30 protein-coding genes are annotated in these 26,548 nt (G+C 63.2%); 15 read left to right on the top strand and 15 right to left on the bottom strand.

From position 1 onward, the window contains the following. Positions 1–15: 15 nt before the first annotated feature. The 3 genes from NKH43_RS00790 to NKH43_RS00780 are packed head-to-tail and all read right to left on the bottom strand — an operon-like array spanning position 16 to position 2,894. On the bottom strand, positions 16–1,158 hold the full coding sequence (locus NKH43_RS00790; RefSeq protein WP_352482889.1) for an extracellular solute-binding protein: 1,143 nt from the start codon (positions 1,156–1,158) through the stop codon (positions 16–18). Positions 1,159–1,178: 20 nt separating this feature from the next. After that, entirely contained in the window at positions 1,179–2,339 is a 1,161-nt protein-coding gene (locus tag NKH43_RS00785) for a CaiB/BaiF CoA transferase family protein (RefSeq protein WP_023716667.1), read from the bottom strand. Between the two features lie 3 nt (positions 2,340–2,342). Beyond that, positions 2,343–2,894, bottom strand: coding sequence for a MaoC family dehydratase (locus NKH43_RS00780; RefSeq protein ID WP_023716668.1), 552 nt, complete (start codon positions 2,892–2,894; stop codon positions 2,343–2,345). 189 nt (positions 2,895–3,083) lie between these two features. On the opposite strand from NKH43_RS00780, the gene NKH43_RS00775 reads away from it, so the two are divergent. Continuing rightward, positions 3,084–4,181, top strand: coding sequence for a lactonase family protein (locus NKH43_RS00775; RefSeq protein ID WP_352856131.1), 1,098 nt, complete (start codon positions 3,084–3,086; stop codon positions 4,179–4,181). 7 nt (positions 4,182–4,188) lie between these two features. Here the strand turns inward: NKH43_RS00775 and NKH43_RS00770 are convergent, their stop codons facing one another. Beyond that, positions 4,189–4,902, bottom strand: coding sequence for a GntR family transcriptional regulator (locus NKH43_RS00770; protein ID WP_023676076.1), 714 nt, complete (start codon positions 4,900–4,902; stop codon positions 4,189–4,191). A gap of 258 nt (positions 4,903–5,160) precedes the next feature. On the opposite strand from NKH43_RS00770, the gene NKH43_RS00765 reads away from it, so the two are divergent. The 6 genes from NKH43_RS00765 (at position 5,161) to NKH43_RS00740 (ending at position 11,092) form a co-directional block, all read left to right on the top strand. Further along, positions 5,161–6,249 (top strand): ABC transporter ATP-binding protein, encoded by a 1,089-nt coding sequence (locus NKH43_RS00765; protein ID WP_023716670.1) that lies wholly within the window; start codon positions 5,161–5,163, stop codon positions 6,247–6,249. Between the two features lie 36 nt (positions 6,250–6,285). Beyond that, the gene (locus tag NKH43_RS00760; RefSeq protein ID WP_023716671.1) at positions 6,286–7,575 is read left to right on the top strand and encodes an ABC transporter substrate-binding protein; all 1,290 of its coding nucleotides are present in this window, start codon (positions 6,286–6,288) and stop codon (positions 7,573–7,575) included. Positions 7,576–7,772: 197 nt separating this feature from the next. Further along, a complete protein-coding gene (locus tag NKH43_RS00755; protein WP_023716672.1) occupies positions 7,773–8,684 on the top strand; it encodes an ABC transporter permease in 912 nt (303 codons plus the stop codon). Between the two features lie 4 nt (positions 8,685–8,688). Beyond that, positions 8,689–9,507 carry an ABC transporter permease gene (locus tag NKH43_RS00750; protein ID WP_023716673.1) on the top strand — a complete coding sequence of 273 codons (819 nt, stop codon included), beginning with the start codon at positions 8,689–8,691 and terminating at the stop codon, positions 9,505–9,507. 2 nt (positions 9,508–9,509) lie between these two features. After that, positions 9,510–10,250 carry an aspartate/glutamate racemase family protein gene (locus NKH43_RS00745; protein WP_023716674.1) on the top strand — a complete coding sequence of 247 codons (741 nt, stop codon included), beginning with the start codon at positions 9,510–9,512 and terminating at the stop codon, positions 10,248–10,250. 5 nt (positions 10,251–10,255) lie between these two features. Further along, on the top strand, positions 10,256–11,092 hold the full coding sequence (locus tag NKH43_RS00740; RefSeq protein ID WP_023716675.1) for a GNAT family N-acetyltransferase: 837 nt from the start codon (positions 10,256–10,258) through the stop codon (positions 11,090–11,092). 51 nt (positions 11,093–11,143) lie between these two features. Here NKH43_RS00740 and NKH43_RS00735 read toward each other — a convergent pair whose 3' ends face one another. The 6 genes from NKH43_RS00735 to NKH43_RS00710 form a co-directional block, all read right to left on the bottom strand. After that, entirely contained in the window at positions 11,144–11,290 is a 147-nt protein-coding gene (locus NKH43_RS00735) for a hypothetical protein (protein WP_023716676.1), read from the bottom strand. Positions 11,291–11,366: 76 nt separating this feature from the next. Further along, positions 11,367–12,659 carry an NAD(P)/FAD-dependent oxidoreductase gene (locus NKH43_RS00730; RefSeq protein ID WP_352856129.1) on the bottom strand — a complete coding sequence of 431 codons (1,293 nt, stop codon included), beginning with the start codon at positions 12,657–12,659 and terminating at the stop codon, positions 11,367–11,369. Then, positions 12,656–13,633: a branched-chain amino acid ABC transporter permease gene (locus NKH43_RS00725; RefSeq protein ID WP_352856327.1), complete on the bottom strand. Its 978-nt coding sequence runs from the start codon at positions 13,631–13,633 to the stop codon at positions 12,656–12,658. Before NKH43_RS00725 ends, NKH43_RS00730 begins: the two co-directional genes overlap by 4 nt. Then, positions 13,630–14,538 (bottom strand): branched-chain amino acid ABC transporter permease, encoded by a 909-nt coding sequence (locus tag NKH43_RS00720; protein WP_023716679.1) that lies wholly within the window; start codon positions 14,536–14,538, stop codon positions 13,630–13,632. The genes NKH43_RS00725 and NKH43_RS00720 overlap by 4 nt, the downstream gene beginning before the upstream one ends. Beyond that, the gene (locus tag NKH43_RS00715; protein ID WP_023716680.1) at positions 14,535–15,284 is read right to left on the bottom strand and encodes an ABC transporter ATP-binding protein; all 750 of its coding nucleotides are present in this window, start codon (positions 15,282–15,284) and stop codon (positions 14,535–14,537) included. The genes NKH43_RS00720 and NKH43_RS00715 overlap by 4 nt, the downstream gene beginning before the upstream one ends. Continuing rightward, a complete protein-coding gene (locus NKH43_RS00710; protein WP_352482755.1) occupies positions 15,281–16,078 on the bottom strand; it encodes an ABC transporter ATP-binding protein in 798 nt (265 codons plus the stop codon). The genes NKH43_RS00715 and NKH43_RS00710 overlap by 4 nt, the downstream gene beginning before the upstream one ends. A gap of 125 nt (positions 16,079–16,203) precedes the next feature. Between NKH43_RS00710 and NKH43_RS00705 the strand changes: the two genes are divergently transcribed. Genes NKH43_RS00705 through NKH43_RS00680 form a run of 6 tightly spaced genes read left to right on the top strand, consistent with a single transcriptional unit; the run spans position 16,204 to position 20,457 of the window. Further along, complete coding sequence (locus NKH43_RS00705) at positions 16,204–16,941, top strand: GntR family transcriptional regulator (protein WP_084642406.1); 738 nt, start codon at positions 16,204–16,206, stop codon at positions 16,939–16,941. Further along, the gene (locus NKH43_RS00700; RefSeq protein ID WP_352482754.1) at positions 16,938–17,426 is read left to right on the top strand and encodes a DUF3830 family protein; all 489 of its coding nucleotides are present in this window, start codon (positions 16,938–16,940) and stop codon (positions 17,424–17,426) included. Before NKH43_RS00705 ends, NKH43_RS00700 begins: the two co-directional genes overlap by 4 nt. After that, entirely contained in the window at positions 17,427–17,780 is a 354-nt protein-coding gene (locus NKH43_RS00695; RefSeq protein ID WP_352482752.1) for a TIGR04076 family protein, read from the top strand. Beyond that, entirely contained in the window at positions 17,777–18,832 is a 1,056-nt protein-coding gene (locus NKH43_RS00690; RefSeq protein WP_352856127.1) for an aldo/keto reductase, read from the top strand. Before NKH43_RS00695 ends, NKH43_RS00690 begins: the two co-directional genes overlap by 4 nt. 8 nt (positions 18,833–18,840) lie before the next feature. Next, positions 18,841–19,149, top strand: coding sequence for a hypothetical protein (locus tag NKH43_RS00685; RefSeq protein ID WP_352856125.1), 309 nt, complete (start codon positions 18,841–18,843; stop codon positions 19,147–19,149). Positions 19,150–19,197: 48 nt separating this feature from the next. Then, positions 19,198–20,457, top strand: a complete 1,260-nt coding sequence (locus tag NKH43_RS00680) for an ABC transporter substrate-binding protein (RefSeq protein WP_352856123.1) — start codon at positions 19,198–19,200, stop codon at positions 20,455–20,457. Positions 20,458–20,531: 74 nt separating this feature from the next. Here the strand turns inward: NKH43_RS00680 and NKH43_RS00675 are convergent, their stop codons facing one another. The 3 genes from NKH43_RS00675 to NKH43_RS00665 all read right to left on the bottom strand — a co-directional run bounded on the left by NKH43_RS00675 (position 20,532) and on the right by NKH43_RS00665 (position 22,689). After that, positions 20,532–21,449: a sigma-70 family RNA polymerase sigma factor gene (locus NKH43_RS00675; RefSeq protein ID WP_352482747.1), complete on the bottom strand. Its 918-nt coding sequence runs from the start codon at positions 21,447–21,449 to the stop codon at positions 20,532–20,534. Positions 21,450–21,471: 22 nt separating this feature from the next. Next, positions 21,472–22,011, bottom strand: coding sequence for a dihydrofolate reductase family protein (locus NKH43_RS00670; protein WP_352547478.1), 540 nt, complete (start codon positions 22,009–22,011; stop codon positions 21,472–21,474). Between the two features lie 138 nt (positions 22,012–22,149). After that, on the bottom strand, positions 22,150–22,689 hold the full coding sequence (locus tag NKH43_RS00665) for an Lrp/AsnC family transcriptional regulator (protein WP_352547480.1): 540 nt from the start codon (positions 22,687–22,689) through the stop codon (positions 22,150–22,152). A gap of 48 nt (positions 22,690–22,737) precedes the next feature. Between NKH43_RS00665 and NKH43_RS00660 the strand changes: the two genes are divergently transcribed. After that, a complete protein-coding gene (locus tag NKH43_RS00660) occupies positions 22,738–23,919 on the top strand; it encodes an MFS transporter (protein WP_023716690.1) in 1,182 nt (393 codons plus the stop codon). A 49-nt stretch (positions 23,920–23,968) separates the two neighbouring features. Beyond that, positions 23,969–24,397, top strand: a complete 429-nt coding sequence (locus NKH43_RS00655) for a GNAT family N-acetyltransferase (protein ID WP_352856120.1) — start codon at positions 23,969–23,971, stop codon at positions 24,395–24,397. On the opposite strand, the gene NKH43_RS00650 is transcribed toward NKH43_RS00655, so the two are convergent. Then, on the bottom strand, positions 24,398–25,522 hold the full coding sequence (locus tag NKH43_RS00650) for an anhydro-N-acetylmuramic acid kinase (RefSeq protein ID WP_352547484.1): 1,125 nt from the start codon (positions 25,520–25,522) through the stop codon (positions 24,398–24,400). A 5-nt stretch (positions 25,523–25,527) separates the two neighbouring features. Continuing rightward, positions 25,528–26,529 (bottom strand): serine hydrolase domain-containing protein, encoded by a 1,002-nt coding sequence (locus NKH43_RS00645; protein WP_352590312.1) that lies wholly within the window; start codon positions 26,527–26,529, stop codon positions 25,528–25,530. Between the last annotated feature and the right edge of the window lie 19 nt (positions 26,530–26,548).

The raw sequence follows: 26,548 nt of genomic DNA, 5'->3' as shown, positions 1-26,548 counted from the left end.
TCCGTTCGGTTGTTTTCAGGCTCCTCCGCCGGCAACGCCCGACACCTGCGTCGAAAGGCTCTCCCGAAACAGGCGATTGAGATCGGCAACGACGCGAGCGGCATTGTGCCTTTCGCTCAGGCCGAGATTGATGCGATCTGACGCCGCCTGCTGGAAGGCCATGTAGCCGTCGTGCCGCGGCCTGACCCAGGCACCTTCGAGCGTGGCTCGGGTGTCCTTGTAGAAGTTGCCGGTGGCAGCGTTGACGGCGGCATCCTCCCAGGCTGCCGCATGGCCGGGCTGGCCGCCGGCCGAGGCGTAAGGGCCGCGCTGCACGTCGCCGCTGGCGATCCAGTAGGCGAAGTCGATGGCCGCCTGCCTGGCCTTCGAAAACGCCGACACGGCGATGCCGGTCCCGCCGAGCGCCGAGCCGATCGGTCCCACATTGCCCGCGGCCGGGATATCCGCGAAAGCCAGGCGATTGGGTCGAAACCCGGCGATGGCATAGGAGACATAACCATAGATCAGCGGTGCACAGGCGATCCGTGATCCCGATCCGGCCATTTGCTCCAGAACCGCGATCGGATCCATGACAAGGCACGCCGGATCGACGAGGGCCGCGATCTCGCGCATCATCTCGAAAACCTGCTTGCCCGTTGCCGGATCCACATGGTCGCCGGGGCCTTCGCCGGCGGGCCGGCCGAGATTGCCGGCAAGCGTGTAGAACACCATCAGCGCATGAGGCGGCCTGAGCGGCAACAGCATGTGGCCTTGCCGGGCCAGATCGAGCGCATCGGCCCAGTTCGCCGGTGCAGCCGAAAGCATGTCCGGCCGCCAGGCCTCCACCTGGCTTGCCGCGTCGATCGGAAACGCCCACTGCCTGCCTTGCCAGTTGTAGCTCGGATAGGACCGGCCGACGCTGCCCGTCGCAAGTGCTGCACGTTCGGCTTCCCGGCCGGCCGTATCGAGCGGCGTCAAACAATTCTCGGCGGTGATCTGGCCGACATGCGGATGGTCGATGACGATCAGATCATAGGCACGGGCCAATTCCTCGACCGGGAAGGATTCGAAATCCTGCAGCGAGCGCTTGTCCCATTCGATAGTGACGCCGGTGCGTTCCGTCCACAGCGCCGAACAGGCGACCATCGGGTCATAGCCGCGCGGATGGCTCCAGGTCATGCCTTTGAGCGTCACGTCGCTCACAGCCCGAACTCCTCGCGGATCTTTGCGCTGTGCTCGCCGATGCGTGGCGCGGCCCGCTCGACCTTGGCGCGGATGCCGTCGACCCTGAGCGGCGAGCGCGTGGTGAGGATCGAAACGTCATCCTCGCGCGTCACCGTCTGCAGCATGTCGAGAACCTTGAAGCCTTCGCTGGCCATCATTTCCGGCCAGGTCAAAACCTTGGCGCACCAGATGTCGGCAGGTTCGAGAATGGCAAGCCATTCGTCGACCGTCTTCGTCGCGATTTTTTGCGCGATGATCGCCTTGATCTCGTCGCGGGCGGTGAACCAGGTCGACGGCTGATCGCGGTAGGGCGCAAGCTCTTCGAGGCCCAGAAGATCGGCCAGCTTCGATATCGGCGTCATGGCGATCGCCAGATAACCGTCCTTGGCCGGATAGACGCCGTAGGGCGCCGACAGATAGGCATGGGCGCTGCGGAAAGATGACCGCCGCGGCAGCCGGCGTCCGTCATTGAGATGCGTCGTCAGCACCTCGAACTGGAAGTCGACCAGTGCTTCGAGCAGGCTGGTCTCGACATGGCTGCCCTTGCCGGTCACGCCGCGCCGCACCAGTGCGGCAAGGATGCCTTGCGCGGCGGCGGAGCCGGCCAGCATGTCGGCGATGGCCAGCCCGAAGGGCACCGGCCCCTGGTCCTCGTCGCCGTTCAGCCACATCACGCCGGAGCGGGCCTGCGCCAGCAGATCCTGACCGGGCCGCTTGACCCAGGGGCCTTCCTCGCCATAGCCGCTGATCGAGGCATAGACCAGGCGCGGATTAATCTTGCGCACCGCCTCGTAATCGAAGCCCAGGCGTTCGATGACGCCGGGCCTGAAATTCTGGATCAGCACGTCGGCCTTGGCCAGCAGGCCGCGCAGCGCCGCAAGATCGGCCTCGTCCTTCAAGTCGATGGCAAGGCTTTCCTTGGCGCGGTTGATGGCATGAAAAATGGTGGAATCGCCACCGATCTCGGTGTCGCTGAGATAAAGCCGGCGCGACAGGTCGCCGCCATCCGGCCGTTCTATCTTGATGACGCGGGCGCCGAGGTCGAGCAGTCTGAGTGAACAGTAAGGCCCGGACAGGAACTGGCTCATATCGACGACGATGAGCCCGGTCAGCGGCAGTTCGGCAATGGCAGCCATTGCCTATCTCTCCGTCTTGCCGGCGAAATCGGCCGGATTGCGGTACTTCACCGTCTGCAGGTGCTCGCAATAAAGCACGAGCTCGCCTTCGCCCTTGAAGACTTCATAGCTGGCGCGGATCAGCCCCATTTCCTTGTATTTCGGCTTCTTGTCGAGGTTGGAGCGGATCGAATAAATCGTGTCGCCGATGAACACCGGCTTGATGAAGCGCAATTTGTCGTAGCCATACGAAAAGGCGTTGATGCAATTGGTGGCGACGAGCCCGAGCCCGGCCGAGAACACGAAGGCGCCGGCGACCAGCCGCTTACCGAAGATGCCTTCCGTTTCAGCGAACATCTGGTCCTGCACGTATGGATGGATGTCGAGCACCAGCGTATTGAAGAGATGGCTGTCGCCCTCGGCAATGGTCCGGCGCAGCGAACGGATTTTCTGGCCGACCGGCCAGTCTTCGTAGAACCAGTTCTCCGCGTTCCAGACGGCAAGGTCGGCGTGTTCCTTCGGCATGTTGGCGGGGTGTGTCGATGCCACGCCAACGGTCGGCGCGAAGCCGCTCATGACGACTTCCTCTGGGAGCGGGAATCGTCCATCAGGGCGCGCCGCAGACCAGCGAAATGCATCATCGATCCTCCCGTCAATCTTCTTTTGTGAATAGTATTTTCACATATGGGGTTGTGTTGCAAGCGAGTCTCAGCGAAATTTTGCTGCGATCCGCGGCGGCCAACGCCGGCGGAACAGGAGGAAATGATGCAGAATGCCTGTCTGGTTTTCGTCGGCAGCCTCAACCGCGACGCCCCATATTTTCAGGGCGCGCGCGGCGTCGGGCTGGGCGTCTATAGTTTCGACGAGGGGGCGCTGGAGACGAAGAAACTGGCCGAGACGGGAGGCATCGACAATCCGACCTTCCTGTCGGTGACGCCGGATGGCTCCTACATCTACGCCAATTCCGAAGTGTTCACCTGGCGCGAAGGCGCGGTCTCGGCCTACCGTTTCGACAGGCAGGCCGCCACGCTGTCCTACATCAATAAGCAGCCGACGCTGGGCAGCATAACGGCGCACAACACCATCACGCGCGACCGGACGAAGCTATTGGTCGCCAATTACGGCATGGGCGAGGGTGGCCCCGATCGCTCGGTCGTGGTCTTCGGGCTGCGCGATGATGGCGGCCTGACCGCGCCATTGTCGAGCGTCGCCCATAGCGGGACCGGACCAGACCTCGCACGCCAGGAGCGGCCGCATGCCCATAGCGTAACCGAGACGGTTGCCGGCGGTGTTGCGATCGTCGCCGACCTCGGCATCGACCGGCTGGTGTCCTACCGCATCGGCTCAGACTGCAGCCTGACCAAACTGGCCGAGTCGGCGCTTGCGCCGGGCGCAGGTCCGCGCCATCTCGCGCTGCATCCCGGCGGCCGCTTCGTGTTCGTCATGAACGAACTGGATTCGACGGTCGTCTCGCTGGCGCTGGACGAAGCATCAGGCAAGCTTACAGTGGTCGACAGCAAGCTGGCCGTGCCGGCCGAGGCACGCGACGGCAATCACTGTGCCGACATCCAGATCTCGCCCGACGGCCGCTTTCTCTACGGCTCCAATCGCGGCCATGACAGCATCGCCGTGTTTTCGATCGACCAGCAAACCGGCAGGCTTGCCCTTGTCGACTATACGCCTTGCGGCGGTGCCACGCCGCGCAATCTGGCACTGACGCCCTCGGGCGGCCATCTGTTCTCGGCCAACCAGAATGCCGACCGCATCTCGATTTTCGCCCGTGATGCCGCAACCGGCCGGCTGACCGACACCGGCCGATCCATCGGCATTGGCACGCCGATGTGCGTGAGGATCGTGCGTTGACGCGATCTCAGAACTCGAGCGCCTGCCTGAGTGCCGGGCCGCTCCTGACACGCAAATCGAGGTCGGCCTCGATATGGTCGATGTGGTGCAGCATCAGCGCGCTGGCGCGTTCGGCATTGCCATTTTCCAGCGCCTCGAGGATCTGCGTGTGTTCGTTGTGGCCGCAGCTCGAGATACCCGAGCGGCCATAGAGTGCGATCACCAGAGATGAACGAGCGACCAGCTCCTCCATGAAGCGCTGCAGGATGACGTTTCCGGCGACCGACGCCAGAAGCAGGTGAAAATCTCCCGACGCCTTGATCTCCGATCGCCTTGCGTTCGGTCCGCGTTCGGCAATGAAGCGGCCCTCTTCATCGAGCTGGGCTTTGAACGCGGCGACATGCGCCGGCGTCATCCGCCCAGCCGCGGCGATTGCGATTCCGGGCTCGATCAGTCGGCGCGAAGCAAAGACCTGCCGCGCTTCCTCCGGCGACGGATTGGCGACGAAGGCGCCGCGATTGCGTTCGGTGCGCACCAATCCCTCGAAGGAGAGCATCTGCAGTGCGGCGCGCGCCACGGTGCGGCTGACATCGAACAGCGTGCCGACTTCGCCTTCGGAAAGCTTGGTTCCCGGCGCCAGCCGGCGATCGACGATGGCGTCGCGCAACTGGTCGCGAATCGCCTGCGCGCGATCCTCGTTGGCGGCCTCGATGGCAGGGAAAGTCTGGTCGGCAATGTTCATGGCGATGGTCCTGCGTTCTTCTACCCTGAATCGCATCGCTTGGACGAGAGACAAAGTGAATACAGGGATGGAAAAGATTGCATACGATTTTTGCGAGGATCGGCGGCGATCGCCTATAATTTGTGCATTGCACAAGGATGCCGTATCGGCAGCCATGTAGATGCAGCCCTGATTTCTTCGAGGATTCAGTCGGTTGGTGCACCGGCGCGCAACTGGCACACATGATGCTTTGGCTAATCCGACCAAAGGGGAAGCTGGATGTCCAAAGCCGCCGAAATCGACATTGTGTCCGTTTCGAAAGTCTATGGCGCGACGACTGCCGTCGAAGGCATCAGCCTGAAAATCCCTGCGGGAACCTATTGCTGCCTGCTCGGTCCGTCCGGCTGTGGCAAGACCTCGACGCTGCGCATGATCGCCGGGCACGAGAGCATATCGAGCGGCGATGTGCGGCTCGGCAACACAGTGGTCACCGACCTGCCGCCGGCCAGGCGCGGCACTGCCATGATGTTCCAATCCTACGCGCTGTTTCCGCATCTCGACCTGATCGACAATGTCGCGTTCAGCCTGAAGATGAAAGGCGTCGGCAAGGAGGAGCGCCGCGCCAAGGCACTCGACATGCTGAAGCTGATGCAGATGGAGGCTTATGCCAGCCGCCGTCCGGCGCAGCTGTCCGGCGGCCAACAGCAGCGTGTTGCTCTCGCCCGCGCGCTGATCACCGATCCCGAGGCGCTGTTGCTCGACGAACCGCTTTCGGCGCTCGATCCGTTCCTGAAGATCCGCATGCGGGCCGAACTGAAGAAGCTGCAGACGTCGCTCGGCATCACTTTCGTCCACGTCACCCACAGCCAGGAAGAGGCGATGGCGCTGGCCGACCTGATAGTGGTCATGAACGATGGCCGTATCGAGCAGGCGGCGCACCCTCGCACGGTGTTCGAGCGGCCGGCTACGGCCTTCGTCGCTCGTTTCATGGGCGACCACGATGTCCTCTCCGGCCGCGTCACCGGTAGTCGCGACGGCATGGTCGTTTTCGATGTGCCCGGCGGCGTCACGCTCGCCGCCAGTGGGCAGGGCAGGGAGACCGGGGAGCCCATCGACATCGCCATTCGCACCGACCACGTGCGGATCGGCGAGCCGCCCGCGGCGGGGCTCGGCTTCACTGGCATCGTTTCAAACGTCGAGTACCGCGGTTCGACCGTGAAGCTCTCGGTCAATGGCGCGGGCATCGAGGATTTCACGGTGATCGTCGACGACACCAGCTTCTTCGCCAGCCCGGTTGCCGTCGGCGACGCAGTGCCGATCGCCTGGGACGCCGAGGACGCGATCGTCCTTGGCCGTCTCGATTCCTGAAATCCAGCATAACCAACCAAAACAGGGGAACTGAACATGACCAACACCACAGACAAGAAGACTGGAATATCGCGTCGCTCGCTGCTCAAGACAGGCGCCGCCGCCGTCGGTTTTGCCGCCGGTTCCGGCGCTATATCAGGCTTTCCGACCATCTGGGCGCAATCGAACATCACGTTGCGCCAGTTCGGCACCGGCGTGTCCAACCTCAATGCCATCGCCGACAAGTGCAAGGCGGATCTCGGCATCACGCTGGAGATGACGGCAACCGATTCCGATGCCGCCGCCCAGCGCGCGGTAACGCAGCCCGACAGCTACGACATCGCCGATATCGAATACTGGATCTGCAAGAAGGTGTTTCCGACAGGCGTCCTGCAGCCGATGGATGTCACCAAGCTGAAATACTACGACGAGCTCGTGCCGCTGTTCAAAACCGGCAAGCTGACGCCGGACAGCGTCATCGCCCAGGGCACCGCGCCGCACACGGTCGGTTACGTCGAGGCGCAGGACAGCAAGGTATTCGCCAAGGCGCCGACCAATTGGTTCACCATGGTGCCGACGATCTACAATGCCGATACGCTCGGCATCCGCCCCGACCTCGTCGGCCGTGACATCACCACCTGGGCCGACATCATGGATCCGGCCTTCAAGGGCAAGACAGCCATCCTCAACATCCCGTCGATCGGCATCATGGATGCGGCGATGATCATGGAAGCCACTGGCAATATCAAATATGCCGACAAGGGCAACATGACCAAGGAGGAGATCGACAAGACCATCGATTTCCTCATTAAGGCCAAGCAGGACGGCCAGTTCCGTGCCTTCTGGAAGTCCTTCGACGAAAGCGTCAACCTGATGGCTTCAGGCGAAGTGGTGATCCAGTCGATGTGGTCGCCGGCCGTGGCCGCGGTCCGCTCCAAGGGCATCGCGTGCCGGTTCCAGCCGCTCAAGGAAGGCTACCGGTCCTGGGGTGGCGGGCTTGGCCTGGCAGCCCATCTCTCCGGCGCCGAACTCGATGCCGCCTATGAATACATCAACTGGTACACGTCCGGTTGGGTGGGCGGCTACCTCAATCGCCAGGGCTACTACTCGGCCAACATGGTGTCGGCCAAGAAGTTCATGTCCGAGGACGAATGGGGCTACTGGATCGAAGGTAAGCCAGCAAAGGGCGATATCCTGTCGCCGGACGGCAAGGTCATGGAAAAGGCAGGCGCCGTGCGTGACGGCGGCTCGTTCGAAGAGCGCATGGGCAAGGTCGCCTGCTGGAACTCGGTCATGGACGAGGACCGCTATATGGTAAAGCGCTGGAACGAGTTCATCGCTGCTTGATGCCCTCTGCCTTCTCCCCTTGTGGGAGAAGGTGGATTGGCGCGCAGCGCCAAGACGGTTGAGGGGTGCTGGACGGAGCACTGTTGGTGCCACGCTGGAACACCCCTCATCCGACCGAGCTTCGCTCGGCCACCTTCTCCCACAGGGGGAGAAGGGAACACCCCTCAGTCGCATCGCCGACTTGGACCGAGAGATAGATGGCAGTAGCGCTCGAACAATCCACGCACGTTACGTCTGCGAAGCCGGCCAGACCTAGGCGCTCCTTTGCCGGCGTCGCACCCTATCTCCAGGCGGCACCGCTGGCGCTGATCCTCGGCGCGTTCCTCCTGTTGCCGATCCTGATGATCGCCGTGGTCTCATTCTGGGACTACGATTTCGCGGCGATGTATCCGGATTTCCTGACCACCAACTATGCCGACACGCTCGGCTCCTGGGTCACCTGGAAAACCTATCTGAACACGCTGAAATACGCCGCCATCGTTTGGGCGCTGACGCTGTTCATCGGTTTCTGGGTCGCCTATTTCCTCGCCTTCCACATCAGAACCACAGCCATGCAGATGGTGCTGTTCCTCGTCTGCACCGTGCCGTTCCTGACCTCCAACATCATCCGCATGATCTCGTGGATTCCAGTGCTTGGCCGCAATGGCCTGGTCAACTCGACGCTGGTGCAGATGGGGCTGATCCCGAAGCCGATCGAATGGTTGCTCTATTCCGAATTCGCCGTGGTGCTGGCCATGGTGCATCTCTATACGCTGTTCATGGTGACGCCGATCTTCAACACGCTGATGCGCATCGACAAGTCGTTGGTCGAGGCCGCGCGCGACGCCGGCGCTTCCGGCTGGCAGGTTCTGTGGAACGTCGTCATCCCGCTTGCCAAGCCCGGCATGGCGATCGGCACCATCTTCGTCGTCACCCTGGTGATGGCCGACTTTTCGACGGTGCAGGTGATGTCCGGCGGCCAGAGCGCCTCTGTCGCGCTGATGATGAAAAACCAGATGTCGCTGCTGCAATATCCGGCAGCCGCCGCCAACGCCGTCGTGCTGCTGGTGCTGGTGCTGTTGATGGTCGCGGGCATCCTGCGCATCGTCGATATTCGCAAGGAGCTGTGAGGCGATGAGCCACGACAAGCGCACCTTCGAATTCTACGTGCTGGCGGCCTTCTTCGCGCTTTTCGTGCTATTCCTATACGGCCCGCTTTCGGCGATCCTTATCCTGTCCTTCCAGGGCGAGAATGGCGGTCTGACGTTTCCGTTGAACGGCGTTTCGCTGCACTGGTTCGCCAATCTGTTCGAGCGCCAGGCGGTCGGCGATTTCGGCGGCAGTTTCAAACGCTCGCTCGTCCTTGGCCTGATGGTGATGATCGTCACGGTCGTCGTGTCGCTGCTTGCCGGCCTTGCCTTCCGGCAGAAATTTCGCGGCGCAACTGCCTTGTTCTATCTGGCCGTCGCCAGCCTCGTCGTGCCGTCGATCATTATCAGCCTCGGCATCGGCGTCGTCTTTCAGCAGGTCGGCTTCCGCCCCGCCTGGTACACCTCTGCTTTCGGCGCCCATCTGACCTGGACCTTGCCTTTCGGCGTGCTGATCATGTTCGCGGTCTTCAACCGGTTCTCGCCGGCCTATGAGGAAGCCGCGCGGGATCTCGGAGCATCGTCGTGGCAGACCTTCGCCCATGTCGTTCTGCCGATGATCGCGCCCAGCCTGATCGGTGTCGGCCTGTTCGGCTTCACTCTGTCATATGACGAGTTCGCCCGCACGCTGATGACCTCGGGGACCTTCAACACGCTGCCGCTCGAAATCTACGGCATGACGACGAATGTGACGACGCCGGTGCTCTATGCGCTCGGTACAGTGACGACCGTGTTTTCCTTTCTGGTGATCCTGCTGACGCTCGGCGCAATCGTCTATGTCGGCCGCCGCCGGGAGCGTGCCTGACAGTGCAGATCCTCGTGGTCAATCCAAACACCACCGCCAGCATGACCGAGACTATTGCGGCGGCGGCCCGATCGGTCGCTGGTCAATCGACGAAGATCGTTGCCGTCACCTCGACGATGGGCCCGGTTTCGATCGAAGGCTATTATGATGAAGCGCTTGCCGTACCCGGCCTGCTGGTCGAGATCGCTGCCGGCGAGCGCTCAGGCGCGCAGGCTGCGATCATCGCCTGTTTCGACGACACCGGCCTCGACGCCGCACGCGCCATGGCCAACATTCCGGTCATCGGCATTTGCGAGGCAGCGCTCAGCACTGCCTCGTTCATCGCCCAGCGCTTCACCGTCGTCACCACCACCGGACGCTCGCACGTGCCGGTCGAAGGGTTGGTGCAGCGCTATGGCATGGCGGGGCGCGCGCGCGTGCGCGCTGCCGATATCCCGGTTCTTGCCCTCGAAGATCCGGCATCCGATGCGCTCCTGAAGCTGCGCAACGAGATTGCGCGCGCCATCGACGAGGATCGCGCCGAAGCGATCGTGCTCGGCTGTGCCGGCATGGCCGACTTGGCGGCCGCGCTGCAGCGGGAATTCGGGCTTCCGGTCATCGACGGCGTCGGCGCCGCAGTCAAGCAGGCCGAGGCCTTGATAACGCTTGGCCTGACGACATCCAAGCGCGGCGCCTATGCAAGCCCATTGGCAAAGCCCTATCATGGTGCGTTGAAGTCCTTCGCGCCTGATGCCGCCGAGTGATCGCAATGCCCCGAACGATCCGAACGCTCGCACGTGAAGAAGTGCAAACCCTTGTCGATTGGGCGGCGGCGGAAGGCTGGAACCCCGGCCTCAGCGACGCCGCGCTGTTCCAGGCAGCCGACCCGCAGGGCTTCATCGGCGCCTTTGTCGACGGCGAGATGGCGGCCGGCATTTCAGCCGTTGCCTATGGCGAGGAATTCGGCTTCATCGGCCTGTATATCTGCCGGCCGGACAGGCGTGGCCAAGGCCATGGTAAGGCCGTTTGGGATGCCGGCATGGCGCGGCTCGACAACCGCACGATCGGCCTCGACGGCGTCGTCGAACAACAGGCCAACTACCGCAGCATGGGTTTTGCGCCGGCCTACCGGACGATACGGCTCATGGGGTCGTCGAATGCCCCGGCAGCCGCCGGCAGCGACATTCGCGCCGTAGGGCCGGAACTCGTGCCGGACATACTGGACTATGACCGCCGCTTCTTTCCCGGCCCGAGGCGATCCTTCCTGGAGCACTGGCTGCGCCCGCCGCATATGGCCCATGCGATCGTCAAGCACGGCGCCATTGCAGGATATGGCGTCGCGCGCCAATGCCGGGACGGCTGCAAGATCGGCCCGCTCTTTGCCGACAGCCTGGATGCAGCGAGCCGTCTCTTCGCCGCACTCGCGCACATGTCCGGTCCCGGAAACGTCCATCTCGACGTGCCCGAGACCAGCGGGCAATTTGCAGATTTGCTGTCGTCCGCCGGCCTTCAACCCGGCTTCGAGACAGCTCGGATGTACAAGGGAAGGGCGCCGCAGCTCATGCAGTCCGGGGTTTTTGCGATAACGACGTTGGAGCTTGGCTGAAACGGTGCAAGCCGACGTCTACCGTAAAGTCGGGCAACACGAATACCTGGTCTATTTTTCCTGAACCGAAATGCCGGAATCGTCGATACGAAGTTCCACGCCTTTCGGCTTAGTCTCCTCGCGATAAACATAGATGCCCAAGGCAATGACGGCGACGACCAAAGCGCCGATGATGAGATAAAGATAGTTCTGCTTCATCCGCTGTCGTTAACAACATGATGTGGGCGAGTCTAGCAGTTCGGGTATCAGGACGGCGGACGGACACGCGCGTCGATCAGCCATCCAGCCGGTCGCGCAGCATGCTCCAGGGGAGCACCATGTTTGGTGCATGCCGCATCAGGCTGTGGAACGGGATCGGCGACGACGGTCCAAACGGCAGCGGCAAATCCTGAGGCTTTGTTCCATCAGCCCAGTCGGCAAGCACCTGGCCCATGGCAGTCGTCATGGCGATGCCGCGCCCATTGCAGGCAAAGCCCGCAACCAGGCCGGGGCCGAGATCGACGAGGCGCGGCAGGACGTCGGGCTCGACTGCAGCCATACCCGACCAGCTGTAGTCGATCGGCGGCATTCCCGGGAGATCGAGATGCCTGGCAAGCCGTCGCCAGATTGCCTGCGGCACCCGAGTGTCGGCACCGAGGCTAAGAACATGCATGCCGCCGGTTATCAGCCTGTTTTCGCCATCGAAGCGGAAGGTGAAGAGATTGCGCCTTGTGTCGCCGACGCCTTGCCCTCCTGGAAGCAGGCGGGTGCGGTATTCGCGCGGCAGCGGCGCCGTCGCGATCTGGAAGATTTTCAGCGGGAAATAGGTTCGCTGCAGCGCGCGATCCAGCGCCCCGCCATAGGCGTTGGTGGCGACCAGCACTTTTTCGGCACGCACCGAACCGGCGGCCGTCTTCAAAGCCCAACCATCGCCTATGTGATCGATCGACGCGACACGAGTATGCTCGAAGATGCGCGCTCCGGCCTTTTCCGCCGCGTCGGCCAATCCGCGCGCATATTCGACCGGATTGAGGACGCCACCCGACCTGTCCATCCAGCCACCGAGATAACCGCGAACGCCGGTCAGCTCTTCGACCGCCTGTCTGTCCAGCGCGACAGTCTGTCTTCCGCGTTGTGCCCATTGTTCGGCGCGCGATCTGGTCTTTTGCAAAGCGGCCGGTGAATGGGCTGGTTGTATCCAGCCGCTCTGGACGGCATCGCATTCGATGGCATGCCGCTTGATCAGGGCAAAGACGAGGTCGGCGCTGCCGGCGGCGAAATCGACAAGGCGTTCGCCGCGTTCGGGCCCAAGCTGGGCAATGATATCGTCGGGGTCTCTTTTCGCGAAATTCGGCACGACGAAGCCGGCGTTCCTGCCGGTTGCCCCCCAGGCGATGATTTCCGCCTCGAGGACGGCCACCGAGATGCCTCTTTCGGCGGTGTGCAGCGCGGTTGAAAGGCCCGAAAACCCGCCGCCGACAATTGCCAGATCGACATCGAGTGCGCCTTCGAGGGTGGGCCGGTCGCGGCGACTGCGGCTGACGGCATGCCAAAGGGAAACGCCGTGCGGCCGGGTCACAGCGTTCATGAGCCGCTCTCGCTCGGGGCCACGCGTGCACGCTTGCCGAACCTTGGACGCCGCGGCCTGTCGCCAAACAGGCCGTTCGGCCTGACCAGAAGGATGACGCACAGCATCACGCCGATGGCGACGATCTGCAGCGAAGCGGCGCGGGCCTGCTGTTCCGGCGAGAACAACATACTGGTCAAGGCTCCCGATCCGGCCCATATCGCCCAGACCAGGATGCTGCCGATGACGGCGCCGATATTGCTGCCCGAGCCGCCGACGATCAGCATCACCCAGACCTGGAAAGTCAGCGCCGGCAAATAATTGTCCGGGGCGATGAAGCCGGTGAAATGCGCCTGCAGCGCACCGGCCAGCCCCGTGATGGCGCCGCCGACGGCAAAGGCCTGGACCCGGTAGAACCGCGCGCTTTTTCCCAGGGATATCGCGGCCCGCTCATCCTCGCGAAGCGCCTTCAACACGCGCCCCCACGGGCTGCGCGACAGATGCTCCAGCGCGAGATAGACGATCAGCGTCACCACCGAGACGACGGCAAGATTCGACAGGTTGAACAGTAATGGGGTTTCGGCAAGACCGCCGAACGGACGCGGAATGAAGCCGATGCCGAACGGGCCGCCGGTCAGCGTCTGGGCATTGAGAGCCACCAATTGCACGACGACGGCGACGCCAAAGGTGGTGATCGCCAGATAGTCCGATCTCAGGCGCAGCGTGGCGATGCCGGTGATGGCGGCGGCGACACCGCCCACCAGCATGGCGCCGAGCCAGCCGACAAGGATCGGCAGATCGAAGCCGCCGAGTCGCGCGGCATCGTCGGGCGTGGTCAGCAGTGCCGAGGTGTAGGCGCCGATGGCAACGAAGCCGGCGACCCCGACATTGAAAAGCCCGGTCAGCCCCCATTGCAAATTGAGCCCGAGCGTGACGAGCGAAAAAATCAGCGCGGTGGTCAGGAAGAAAGCGCCGTAGCCGAGCAGATCCATCAGCGTTCCCCCACTCCGAAAAGGCCGATAGGCCGCACGAACAGCACCGCCATCAGGATGATGAAGGAGATGGCCGCCCGCCATTCGGCGCCGATCAATTGCACCGCGCCGGCTTCGGCCAAACCGATGATCAAGCCGCCGAGAACGGCGCCGGGTACACTGCCGATGCCGCCGAGGATGGCGGCCGCGAACATCGGCAGCAGCATCTCGAAACCCATGAACGGGCGGATCTGAATGAGCATGCCGATCATGACGCCGGCGACACAGGCCAGCCCCCCGCCGATGATCCAGGTGACGCGCACGACTTTGGCGACGTCGATACCGACAATGCGGGCAAGTGCCGCGTTCTGGCTCAACGCCTGCATCGAGCGGCCGGTCTGGGTACGCGTCATCAAAAGATGTACGCCGAGCACCAGAACGGCGGTCAGCAGCAGCAGCGCGATTTGGTCCGGGGTGATGCGAATGCCGAAGCCTATCGGCATGGCGATCTGGATCGCCCGGCTGAAATAGGTCGGACGCGAGGTGAAGATGAATTCGAGCAGGCTTCTCAGCGCCATCGAGGCGCCGAAGCTCGCCATCACCACGATGATCGCCTGGCCCTTGGCGCGCAGCCGCGCGAACAGCACCATGTCGAGCGCCAGCGCCAGCAGGCCGGTGGCCGCCATGCCGATGATGAGCGCGACGATCAGCGGCCAGCCGAAGGAGAGGGGTGCGATCGGCGCGATCTTGCCGAACATCGCGCCGATAGCGCCAACCACGGCGAGCGTCGCATAGGCGCCCCAGGCCATGAAGTCGCCATGGGCGAAGTTCGAGAAGCGCAGGATTGAATAGGTGAGCGTCACGCCGATGGCGCCGAGGCCGATCATCGAGCCTGCCAGCAGCCCGTCGGCGACGAATTGCAGGTTCATGCCGCGCCTCCTTTTCCAAGGTCGGGGCGGCGCTGGCCAAGATAGAGCTCGGCGACGACAGGATCGTTCCAGAGCTCGGAGGCGATGCCCTGGTGCCGGTCCTTGCCCTCGACCAGCACGTAGGCGCGATCGCCGATCGCAAGCGCTGCCTTGGCGTTCTGTTCGACCAGCAGAATGGTGACGCCGGATTTGCGGATACCGGCCAGCATCTCGAACACCATCGCCACGAATTTCGGTGACAGGCCGGCCGACGGTTCGTCGAGCACCAGCACCGTGGGATGGACGATCAACGCCCGGGCGACGGCCAGCATCTGCCGCTGTCCGCCCGAGAGATTGCCCGCGGCCGTTCTGCGCTGACGGGCGAGATCGGGAAAGGCCGCATACATTTCCTCGATGCGGGCAGGGATCTCGCGCGGCCTCAGGATGCCGCAGGCGACCTTCAAATTGTCCTCGACCGACATCAGCGGGAAGATGTTTTCGGTCTGCGGCACGAACGCAAGGCCAAGGCGGACCATGGTGTGGGCGGGCGCCGCCGTGATGTCCTTGCCGTCCAGCAGCACGGTGCCGCCGGTGATCGGGACAAGGCCGGCGATGGCCTTGATAAGGCTCGACTTGCCGGCGCCGTTGGGACCGAGGACGACGACGATCTCGCCCTGGTCGACGGTGATCGAAGCGCCGCGCACGATCGGCACGCCGGGCTCATAGCCGGCTTCGAGACCGCGGACGTCGAGTACCGTTTGGCTCATGCAGCGCCTCCGAGATAGGCCTCGATGACGCGCGGGTCGCGCGCAACCTCGTCCGGAGTGCCCTCGCACAGCAGCTGGCCGCTTGCCATGACCAGCACCCGGTGGCAGAGCCGCGTCACCATGTCGATATTGTGCTCGATCAGCAGGAAGGTGATGCCGCTTCTGTTGATATCGCGGATGCGGTCGATGATGACTTCAAGAAGCGTCGCATTGACGCCGGCCGCAGGTTCGTCGAGCAGGATGATTGCCGGATCGGCCATCATGACGCGGGCCAGCTCGAGCAGCTTGCGCTGGCCGCCCGAAAGCACGCGCGCCGGCTCGTGCGCCAGGCGGGCGAGCGTGACGAGCTCAAGCAATTCGATGGCTCTCGTCTCGGCCGCCCGCTCTTCGGTGGCGACCCGCCGCGGCGTCAGGAAATTGGCGAGCAGTCTTTCTCCGGCCTGCCCTTGCGCGGCCAACATGACGTTTTCGATCAGTGTCAGATTGGGCAAGGGCCGGGGGATCTGGAACGTGCGGCCAAGGCCGCGGCCGATGCGGCGATGGGCAGCTTCCCCCGACACCGATACGCCGTTGAGAAGGATTTCGCCGCTGGTCGGCAGGATGCTGCCGGCCAGCAGGTCGAACATCGTCGTCTTGCCGGCGCCGTTCGGGCCGATAAGGCCGAGTATTTCGCCTGGCTGGACGTCAAACGAGACATTGTTGACCGCGACAAGGCCGCCGAAGCGTCTGACGACGTTCCTGGCCGTCAGAACCGGCGTGCGGATCTCCTCCTGCCGTTCTGTCGTGTCGCCCATCAATCCCTCTGGCCGAAAGCGATCTTCGCCGCCTATGATTTGTGATCACACTTGCTTTGATCACGCTATTCGGCTTTAATTTCTTCCGCAAGCCGAAAACGGGCCGAATGGCCACCGGGAACGCCATGCAGAAGGCCGCCATCGAACGGAATAACGAAACGATCGCAGCCCAGCTTACGCCGGTCGGCCGCGAAACCGTGCAGGATCGCGTCTATTCGGAGCTGCGCCGTGCCTTGATCGGCGGCCTTTTTGAGCCGAGTCAGGTGCTGACCATCCGTGGCCTCGCCGACGCGCTGATCACCAGTACCATGCCGGTGCGTGAGGCGCTCGGGCGGTTGATCACCGAGAAGGCGCTGGAGGCGCTTCCCAACCGCTCGGTGCGCGTGCCGCCTATCACGCTGGAGCGTATCGACGACCTCTTGCGCGCCCGCTCCCTCATAGAGGGCGAAGCGATAGCACTTGCCGCTACACGCATGAATTCGCGCCAGATAGCCACGGTCGAAGCCATGCTGGGCCAATGGGACGAGATGCGGGCGCTGAAGCACAAGAAGGATATCGACCGCGAGGCGACGCTCAACCAGAGCTTCCACTTCGAGATCTACCGATGCTGTGGCTCCGCCGTGCTGATCCCGATGATCGAGAGCCTGTGGCTGCAATCCGGGCCGTGCATTCGCGTGGCCATTTACGCATTTTCCGATGCCGGTGAAGTCGATACCGCCCACTACCATCGTAGTATCGTCGCAGCGCTTTCCAGGCAGGATGCCCAGGCAGCGCGCGAGGCGCTGGTGGCGGACATCAGCCGGCCCTTCGCCTTCCTGCGCGACAAGCTCCAATCCGCAAGCAAAGAAGGATTGAGGGCATGACGACGCCTGGCATCAGGATCACCGAGCCACGCTCGAAGCTTTCCGTGACCGCGCTGCTGTTGCCTGAAAAGGCGCCCGACAACGCCGCCTTCCTGCTGGCCTATCTCGAGCAGCCGCGCGTCGTTGCCGGCATCCATGCGATGTGGACCGGGCCGGAAATCTCCTGCCCGGTTCCATCAGCCGAACTTGAGGGCCAAACCTATGCCAGGCCCTTGCCGGCGGAGAACGCAACGCTAACGCCGCAGCCGGGTGACATCGTGTTGTCCTACGTGCCGCCGCGCATGTGGGGCGGCAACCCGAATGCCATCTTCGACATCGGCTTGTTTTATGGACCGGGCGCGCGCTTGCTGTTCCCGATCGGCTGGCTTGCCGGAAGCGTCGTCGCGCAGGTGCGTCCCGAAGAGCGCGATCAATTCGCTGCCGCCTGTGGCGCGATCCGCCGCAACGGCGCCTGTGACATCACCTTCACCCGGGTGGAGATCTGAATGGCCGACGACAGTTTCGAACTCTTCGACCTTCGCGTCGAGGCGGTCGTCCCCGAGGGCAAGCCGATCTATTGCGGTGCCAAGGCCGGCGACTATTTCGAGTTGAAGGGCGAGATGCTGTCGATGCCGACGGGGCAGGGCTTCTCGATCTATTCCATTGCGGCAGTGTTGCCGCTTCTGGCCGCAAAGCAACGCCCGACCCACAGGAACGACTGGATGACTTCGGATGCCGAGATCGCCTGTCCAGATCCCAATTGCGCCAGCCGGCTCAGGATCGTCAGGACCGGCAAGCGGTGGTTCAGTCATTCAGAAACCACGGCTGTGCCGCTGCCCAAGGAGACTGACCAGAGATGACCGCCAAGGCGTTCGAGCTCAGCCCCGGCTACACGATCTCGCGCGTCATTCGTGGCGGCTGGCAGCTTGCCGGCGGGCACGGCGCGATCGACCGCCAACAGGCGGTAACCGACCTGATCGCCACGTTCGACGCCGGCATCGGGACCTATGACTGTGCCGACATCTATACCGGCGTCGAGGAACTGATCGGTGCCGCGCGCCTGCGGCTTGCCAATGAGCGCGGCCTCGACGCCGCCGCCAAGATGAAGGTGCACACCAAGCTGGTGCCTGACCTCGAAAGGCTTTCCAGCATCAGCCGCGACTACATCAGCAGCATCGTCGACCAGTCGCTGCGGCGGCTGAAGACCGAGCGGCTCGATCTCGTTCAGTTCCATTGGTGGGACTATGCGCTGCCGGGCTACGTCGATGCGATAGGCTGGCTCAACGACCTGCGTCTCCGAGGCAAGGTGCGCAACATCGGCACCACCAATTTCGACACGCCGCGGCTGGCCGAGATCCTGGCCGCCGGCGTGCCGCTGGTCAGCCAACAGCTGCAATACTCGGTACTCGACCAGCGGCCGGCCAACAGCCTTGCGGCGCTCGCCAGCCAGCACGGCGTCAGTTTCCTCTGCTACGGTTCGGTGGCGGGCGGCTTCCTCAGCGAAAAATGGCTAGGCGTTGCCGAGCCTCAAACGCCACTCGAAAACCGGTCGCTGGTCAAATACAAGCTGATCATCGACGACTTTGGCGGTTGGGAGCTTTTCCAGGAGTTGCTTCGCACACTGAAGGCCGTCGCCGACCACCACGGCGTCGACATCGCCACCATCGCCAGCGCCTGGGTGCTGGAGCAGCCGCAAGTGGCGGCCGTCATCGTCGGCGCCCGCAACCAGGCGCACGCCCTTGCCAATGCCAGAATCATGGACATCGCGCTCGATGCCGACGACCGGGCGAGGATCGCTGCCGTGATCGCGCAAAGCCGTGGGCCGCTGGGCGACGTCTACACATTGGAACGCGACCGTCACGGCCGCCACGGCTCGATCATGCATTACAATTTGAATGCAGGCAGGAAATGAGCGCGGCCATGGACGAGAAGCCCTCCTTCTGCATGGTTGCGCCGGACGGTCAGGTCCTCGATCGTGACGCGGTGCTCGACCATGTCAGGGCAAGCCGCGCCACCTCTGATGGCGATTTCAGTATCTCGATCGAGGATATCCGGGCCGGCTGGCAGTCAGACGACACGATCGTCGTCTGTTACATCGAAGCACAGCAGCGCGGGGGCAAGCACAGCCGCCGCCGCTCGAGTGCGGTCTTCACCACCAGCTCATCGGCGCCCAACGGCGTCGAATGGCGACATCTGCATGAAACCTGGCTGCAGATGCCGGAAGACTGAACAGGCTCAAGGCGTCAATGAGAGTCGTGTAACGAAAGGGGAACAACAATGAAAAAGACCATACTTCAGATCACCACTGCGCTGGCTCTGGTGACAGCGGCCGGTGCAGCGCAGGCCGCGGATTGCAAGATCACGGTCGGCCTCGTCATGGAACTGACCGGTCCCGCCGGCGAATACGGCCAGGCCGGCGCAAAATCGGTCGAAATGGCCTTCCGCGATATCAACGAGGCGGGCGGCGTGCGCGGCTGCGACCTAGCAACCGACACCCGCGACAGCCAGAGCCAAGGCAACATCGCGGTCGATGCCGCGACACAACTCGTGCAGGTCAAGAAGGTGCCGGTGATCATCGGCGGCATCATTTCCTCGGTGTCGATCCCGATCCTGACCTCGGTCACCGCTCCGGCCAAGATCGTCCAGGTGTCGCCTGCTTCCTCGTCGCCGACGCTGACGGCGCTTGGGCGCGACGGCAAGACCAACGGCATCTTCTTCCGCACCATCACATCTGATGCGCTGCAGGGTGTCGCTGCCGCCAAATACGCCATCGACAAGGGTTTCAAGAAGCTGTCGGTCATCCACGTCAACAACGACTTCGGCGTTAACATGGTGGCGGAATTCTCACGCGCCTATAAGGCGCTCGGCGGCACCATCGTCTCCGACACGCCCTACAATGAAAAGCAGTCGAGCTATGCCTCGGAAGTGACCGCGGCGATGGCCGGCGAACCGGACGGGCTTTATCTCGTCAGCACGCCTGTCGACGGCGCGACCATCGCCCGCACCTGGATTTCGCAGGGCGGTGTCCAGAAGTTCCTGCTCAATGACGGCATGAACAGCCCGGACTTCATCGAATCCGTTGGCGCGGATTACCTGAAGGATGCGTACGGCACTTCCTCCGGCACCAGCCCGACCGCATCGACCGAGTATTTCACCAAAAACTACAAGGAATTTTCGGGCATCGAACCCTCGAACCCGGCGGCCGATCGATCCTATGATGCCGGCGCCATCGTCGGCTTGGCCATCGCCATTGCCGGCTCTGAGGATCCGGCCAAGATCAAGGACGCGATGTACAAGGCGATCGACCCGGCCGGCACGCCGATCTATGCCGGCAAGGACGAGTTCGCTAAGGCGCTCGGCCTGATCAAGGAGGGCAAGCCGATCCGCTACGAAGGCGTCATCGGTCCGGTCGCCTTCGATAAGTATGGCGACATCACCGGCCCGTTCCGGCTCTGGAAGATCATCGACGGCAAGGTGACGACCGACGGCGAAATGACGACGGATGACGTCAACGCCTTGCAGGCGAAACTTCAGTAAGCGCCTATGCCCCGTCCGGCATCGATCCCATTTCATTGAGGTCGATGCCGGACACTTGCAGGTCCTGCTGCCGGTTAGGCCGGCCCGGAAACGACCACCGCACCAGCGGCCGGCATGATCCAGGGGCAGGCATAGTAATCGGTGACGCGATTTATGATCCCGCCAGCGGCTTCGATCCGAACCGGATGGGCCGGCTTCCAACCGTCTTCGCCATGGTGAAGCACGAGCAGCACCGCCTCGCTATCGATTATGCCAATCGCCATTTTCCAGGTCGTCGAGGCTCTTTCGTATTCAACGAAGTAAGGTGATTCCGATAGCCTTCCCTTGAAGCAATCCGCGACTTGCAATTGGGCATCCGCGCTGGTCAGCGCCCGTACCCCGTCCCAGTCGCGGCGATTGAACAGTTCGACATAGCGGCTGAGCAATTCCAGAAGTTCCGGATCGCGCTGGGGCTCCGAACGGACGATTGGCTCGCCTGACAAGGCGGCCAATTTGGAGCGGCCACGGCTCAACGCGGCCTTGACGCCACCCACGGTCGAGCCGACGAGATCGGCGATCTCTTCCAGCGAATAGTCGAAGACATCCTTGAGCAGGACGCAGGCGCGTTCCTTGGGCGGCAGGTGGATAACCAGCCGTTCGATCGCGCGATCCGCGCCGTTGCCCACCGGCTCGACCGGCAGGATGATCTCGTCTTCGACGAAATTGGCCTCCGCATGCTGACGCACCTGCCGGCTTCGCAGGAAATCGATGCAGCGATTATGTGCAATGCGAAACAGCCAGGGGCGAAGAGCACTCGCATCGTCCAGCTTCTCGATCTTCCGATAGGCCTCGAACAGCGCCTCTTGCATCACGTCTTCGGCGTCGAGCGTCGAACCGGTCATGCGTGCACAGTAGCGGTGCAGCCGCCCACGCAAATGCGCGACTGTCTCCAGGAAGCCGGCGTAGCGGACGTCGAAAAGCCCGGTCGGGTCAAGTCTTGGCTGCATCTTCATGGGCATTCAATTCGGCGGCGGATCACAGCGGGACATAGGTCAGCGTAATGACGCCGTTCTTGAAACGGTGCGTATCTATAAGCTCCAGCTTGACCAGGGATGGGTCGACATCCTGGAAAGCGCGTTTGCCATGCCCGACGCGGGTCGGCACGATCGAGAGTTGATACTCGTCGACAAGCCTGTTGGCGAGCAGCGTCTGGTCGAGATTGCTCACTCCATACTTCAGTATGTTGCCGCCGGCCTGTTGCTTGATCCTGGCAATTTCGGCAGCGACGTCGCCTTCGATCAGCGATGCGTTCCAGCTCACCTCCTTAAGGCCGCGCGACGCAACGAGCTTCTTCAGTCCGTTCATGCGGTCCATGTACTTGCTGCCTTTGACCTGCGGCCAGCGCGCCGAAAACATTTCATAGGTGATGCGGCCGAGCAGGAAAAAATCGGCCTCGCCGGCCTTTTCATAGGAGTGCTCCTTCATCTCCTCGTCGAAGAAGGGCGAGGCCCATTCCATTGGCGCTTCGATGACGCCGTCCAGCGAAATGAAGCTGCCCACGATCAATTTTCTCATCGCATATCTCCGGTTGCGCACAGGCGTCCCGTGAGACCCAAGAACCGGCGAAAACGAAACGGCCCGATGGATAACCACAGGATGCAGTCTCTAGGACGTTCCCGGTTCGACTTTAGATACGCGTGAGGATCGTTTGAGTTAATAGAGCGGCTTGGCCATGTGCCGGGGCGTCGGCCACTCCGTCGTAATCCCCGGCTGCACTGGCCGCTCCAGATAGGTCGATAGCACCACGTAACTTCGCGTCGAGGTGACGCCGGGTGTTTCGTAGAGGCGCGACAGCAGGCCTTCGAGCGCCCGCGTGTCCTCGGTGCGGACCTTGATCAGCATGCATGTGTCGCCGGCCACCGAATGGATCTCCTCGACTTCGGGATGTTCGGAAATCGCCATCAGTTCCGGCGTCTTTCCCCACCCCTTGGTATCGATATGGACGAAGGCGAGCAGCGGCTTGTGTACCGCCTTGGGATCGATGATGGCCGCGGTGTTGCGGATGGCGCCACTCCGCCGCAGGCGCTTGACGCGTTCATGGACTGCCGGCGGCGAAAGGCCGACGCGGTCGCCGAGCTCGGCATAGCTGATCGTCGCGTCGTCGACCAGGACGCCTAATAATTTTCGGTCGATTGCATCGATATCGCGGGCGGCAGGCCTGTTCTGCGGAATGCCATCTGTTTCTTCATCCATATTAAAATTCCCGATTGATGCAGAATTTAATACGGCCATTATTGCCATATGTCGAACAGTGATCAAGTCGCCACATTCGCAGCGGCCCCCAAGCCGCCAATCCCGGCACTCGCTTACCTGCTGACCGGGTGCATTGCCGTGATCGGCTCGAACTCGCTTGTGCTCGGTCCGATTGCACCGGCGGTGGCCGCGTCGTTCGGCACAAGCGTGCCGGCGGTCATGATCGCGTCCGCCGCGTTCGGGCTCGGTACGTCGGCAAGCGCCTTGTTCCTGGCGCGCTACATCGACCGGCTCGGCGCCCGCCGCATGCTGCAGGGAGCGTTGCTGCTGCTGGCAATAGCGCTCGTCGCCAGCGCTGCGGCGCCGACGGTGACGGCGCTGGTCGCGGCCCAGCTTCTCGCCGGCATTGCTGCGGGTGTCGCCATGCCGGCAATCTATGCCAGCTCCGCCGCGATTGCGCCGCCCGGTCGTGAAAGCGGGACCATCGGCGTCGTGCTGACCGGCTGGACGCTGAGCATGGTCGCCGGCGTTTCGCTGTCGGCCGTACTTGCCGACCTGGTGCATTGGCGCGCCGTGTTCGCGGCGGTCGCGGTGCTCGCAACACTCGCATTGGCCAGCCTCACGTTGACGTTGCTCAGCGACGTCAGGAAGAGCGGTCCGGCACCGACGCCGCTGGGCGCCTTGGGTGTTCCCGGCATAGTGCCGCTTCTGGTCGCCTGCGCCGCCTTCATGACGGCGTTTTATGGCGTCTATGGCTATCTCGGCGATCACCTTCACAACGGCCTGGGACGGCCGGTCAGTGCCAACGGGCTGGCGGCGCTCGCCTATGGCGCCGGCTTTGGCACGGCGGCACTTCTTGACGGCGTCATCGATCGTCTGGGCGCGCGGCGGGTCATGCCGTTTGCCTATCTGCTCGTCGCGCTCGTCTATGTCGCGATTGCTGCGGCAAGTGGCAGCTTCGGCCTGACCATAGCGATGATAGCCGTCTGGGGCCTTGCCAATCATTTCGGGCTGAACGTCCTGGTGATGCGCCTATCGGCGCTCGACCCTGCGCGCCGCGGCACGATCATGGGTTTGAACAGCGCGGTGACCTATCTCGCGGTGTTCGTCGGCACCACGGCGTTCGGGCCGCTTTATTCCACGTTCGGGTTTGCGGCATCGGCGGTGGTTGCAGCCTTGCTCATGCTGATCGCTGCTGCGGCAGCGGCGTGGCGTTCGCCGAAGCTATAGCGCAGCAAGGCTTGCGTCTCGGCCCGGTCCTTCGATAGATGCTCGTTGGATGGACAATACAACGCTTGAGACAACCGCCAATCCCTTGCCGCACGAGCTGGCTTTTCTTGGAGAGCGGCTTGCGGCGTTCAACGACAGCGATGTCGGCGCCTCCGGCAGGAAGACATTGGCCGTGTTCGTGCGCGATGAGCATTGCGCGATTGTCGCCGGCATCTCGGGATACACCGCCTGGGGCTGGCTCTATGTGCAATGGCTCTGGGTCGATGAAAAGCTGCGCGGCCAGCGCATGGCCGGCCGGATGCTCGAGGCAGCCGAGAGGGAGGCGATGGCGCGCGGCTGTCACGGCGCCTGGATCGACACGTTCAATCCCAAGGCCGCCAAGGCCTATGAGCGCCAAGGTTATCGACCGTTCGGTGCGCTCGCCGACTTTCCCATTGGCCGAAGCCGTATCTTCCTGCAGAAGAAATTGGTGGCTTAACTAGCCGGCAAGGCGTCCGCCGCACATCGGCTGTGGCACGCCGGTCGTGCTGGGGAAGCTGATCGGCAAGCCCCTAAGCACGCGCACAGCCAGGAAGGCAAAACACTCCGCCTCCACCGCGTCGCCCTTCCAGCCAAGCGCCTCCGCCGGCACGGCTTCGACGCCGGCGCGGCTGGCAAGCATGGCCATGATCGTTGGGTTGTGGCGACCGCCACCGCTGACCACCAGCCGCTTCGGCCGGCGCGGCAGAAGATCGAGCGCCTTGCCGACCGCGGCCGCGGTGAAGGCCGTCAGCAGGGCAGCGCCATCCTCGGCATTCATCCCGTCCGCCATCGAGGCGCCGAAATCGAAACGGTCCAGCGATTTCGGGTATGGCTTGGTCAAGTACGGGTGCTGCAGGAGCTTGGCCAACCGTGCCTCATCGACCGTCCCGACGCGAGCCAGCGCGCCGTCGCGGTCCATTTCGCCAAGCCCCTTCGACTTGATGAAGTCGTTCAGCGGCGCGTTGGCGGGTCCGGTATCGAAAGCGATGACATTGTCCTTGCCGTCCCACCAGGTGATGTTGGCGACGCCGCCGAGATTGAGCACCGCCGTGTCGCCGCTGGCGTCGGCTTCGCGCAGCAGCGCGGCGTGATAGGCCGCCGACAGCGGCGCGCCCTGGCCGCCGGCGCGCATGTCGGCCGAGCGGAAGTCATAGGCGACCTTGGTGCCCAGGATGGCATGCATCAGCTCGCCATCGCCGAGCTGGCGACTCTGGCCCAGTCGGCCTACTTGCGGGGCACGGTGCAGCACGGTCTGGCCATGAAAGCCGACGACGCCGATGTCGGCCATGGTCAGGCCGTGGCTTTCGACAAGATCCTTGACCGCCGCAGACTGGGCGCGCGTCAGCGCCTCCTCTGCCTCGTGGAAGATTGCCGGTTCCGGCCCGGTGAAATTCCAGTTCCTTGCCTGCCTAAGCGTCTCTTCCAGCAAGGTCCGGATCGACTGCGGGTAGGGGGCCAGCGTGTAGGTGCCGAAATCCGCGATCCGCTCGCCGTCGGTCTTGATCAGCGCGACGTCGATATTGCCGTCCAGCACGGTGCCGGTCATCAAGCCGACGGCCCACATTGGTTCGCCATTTTTCATGATTGTCAGGCTCCGTTGACGAGATCGCCGACCGCTTGGCGAAGCGCTGCGATCCCGCTGTTGAAATGACGTGTCGGATGGATCCGGTTGGTGAGCAAGGTCCACGCTCTGCTTTTGTCGAAGTCGACCCAAAGCCCGGTGCCGGTGAAGCCGGTATGCCCGATGGTTTCGGGGCTGCACAGCCGGCCGCCGGACCAGCCTTCGTAGGGTCGCTCCCAGCCATGGGTGCGGGTTGCCGACAAGGGCGTGCGCATCAGCGCTATCGAACGCTGCGACGCGCCGGTCCCGTCCAGCAGCCCTCGCGCAAAGTCGAGGACCGAAGCTGCCGTTCCGAACAGCCCGGCGTGACCGGCCCCTTGCAATGCCGAGCAATTGTCGTCGTGGACCTCGCCTGACAGCACGCGATGGCGCCATGTGCAATCTTCTGTGGCCGCCGCTTGACCCGGTTCGGCGGAGAACGCGAAGCCCGGACCGGGATCCATGTCGCGAATGGTCTTGCCGGACAGGCGCTCCAGGACGAAGCCGAGCAGAATGAAGTTGATATCGGAATAGACCGGCTCCCCGACCTGCCACTCGCGCTGCAAGACAAAGGCGCGCAACAGCTCGGGGTCACGCCCATAGGTGTAGATCGGCGCGACGGCGGGAAACGGTGTCTGATGGCCGAGACACTGGCGAAACGTCACCGTCCGCTCCCAGGCTTTTTCGTCATATTGGCGAAGGTCGGGCAGGACCGAAATCAGCGGCGCGTCGAGGTCGATGACGCCTTCTTCCGCCAGTGCCAATATACGCGGCGTGCTGAAGATGATTTTTGTCAGGGATGCCAGATCGAACCAGGTTTCGGCATGCATCGGCCGCACCTTCGGCACCCGCTGGGCCGAGCCGATTGCCCGGACGACGCGTTGGCCGTCCAGGTCGACCATGCCGAGCACCCCGCCGGGAATGCGCGACGCAGCCACCGCCGCTTCGAGTGGGGCAAACGCCCGGTCGAAAAGATCATGGTCGATCAATTGCGGCCTCCGTCTGAAA

Source organism: Mesorhizobium sp. M1163 (assembly GCF_040318415.1).
GTDB lineage: Bacteria > Pseudomonadota > Alphaproteobacteria > Rhizobiales > Rhizobiaceae > Mesorhizobium.
The sequence above is the reverse complement of the archived record's forward strand: the minus strand, read 5'-3'. Positions and strand labels throughout refer to the sequence as shown.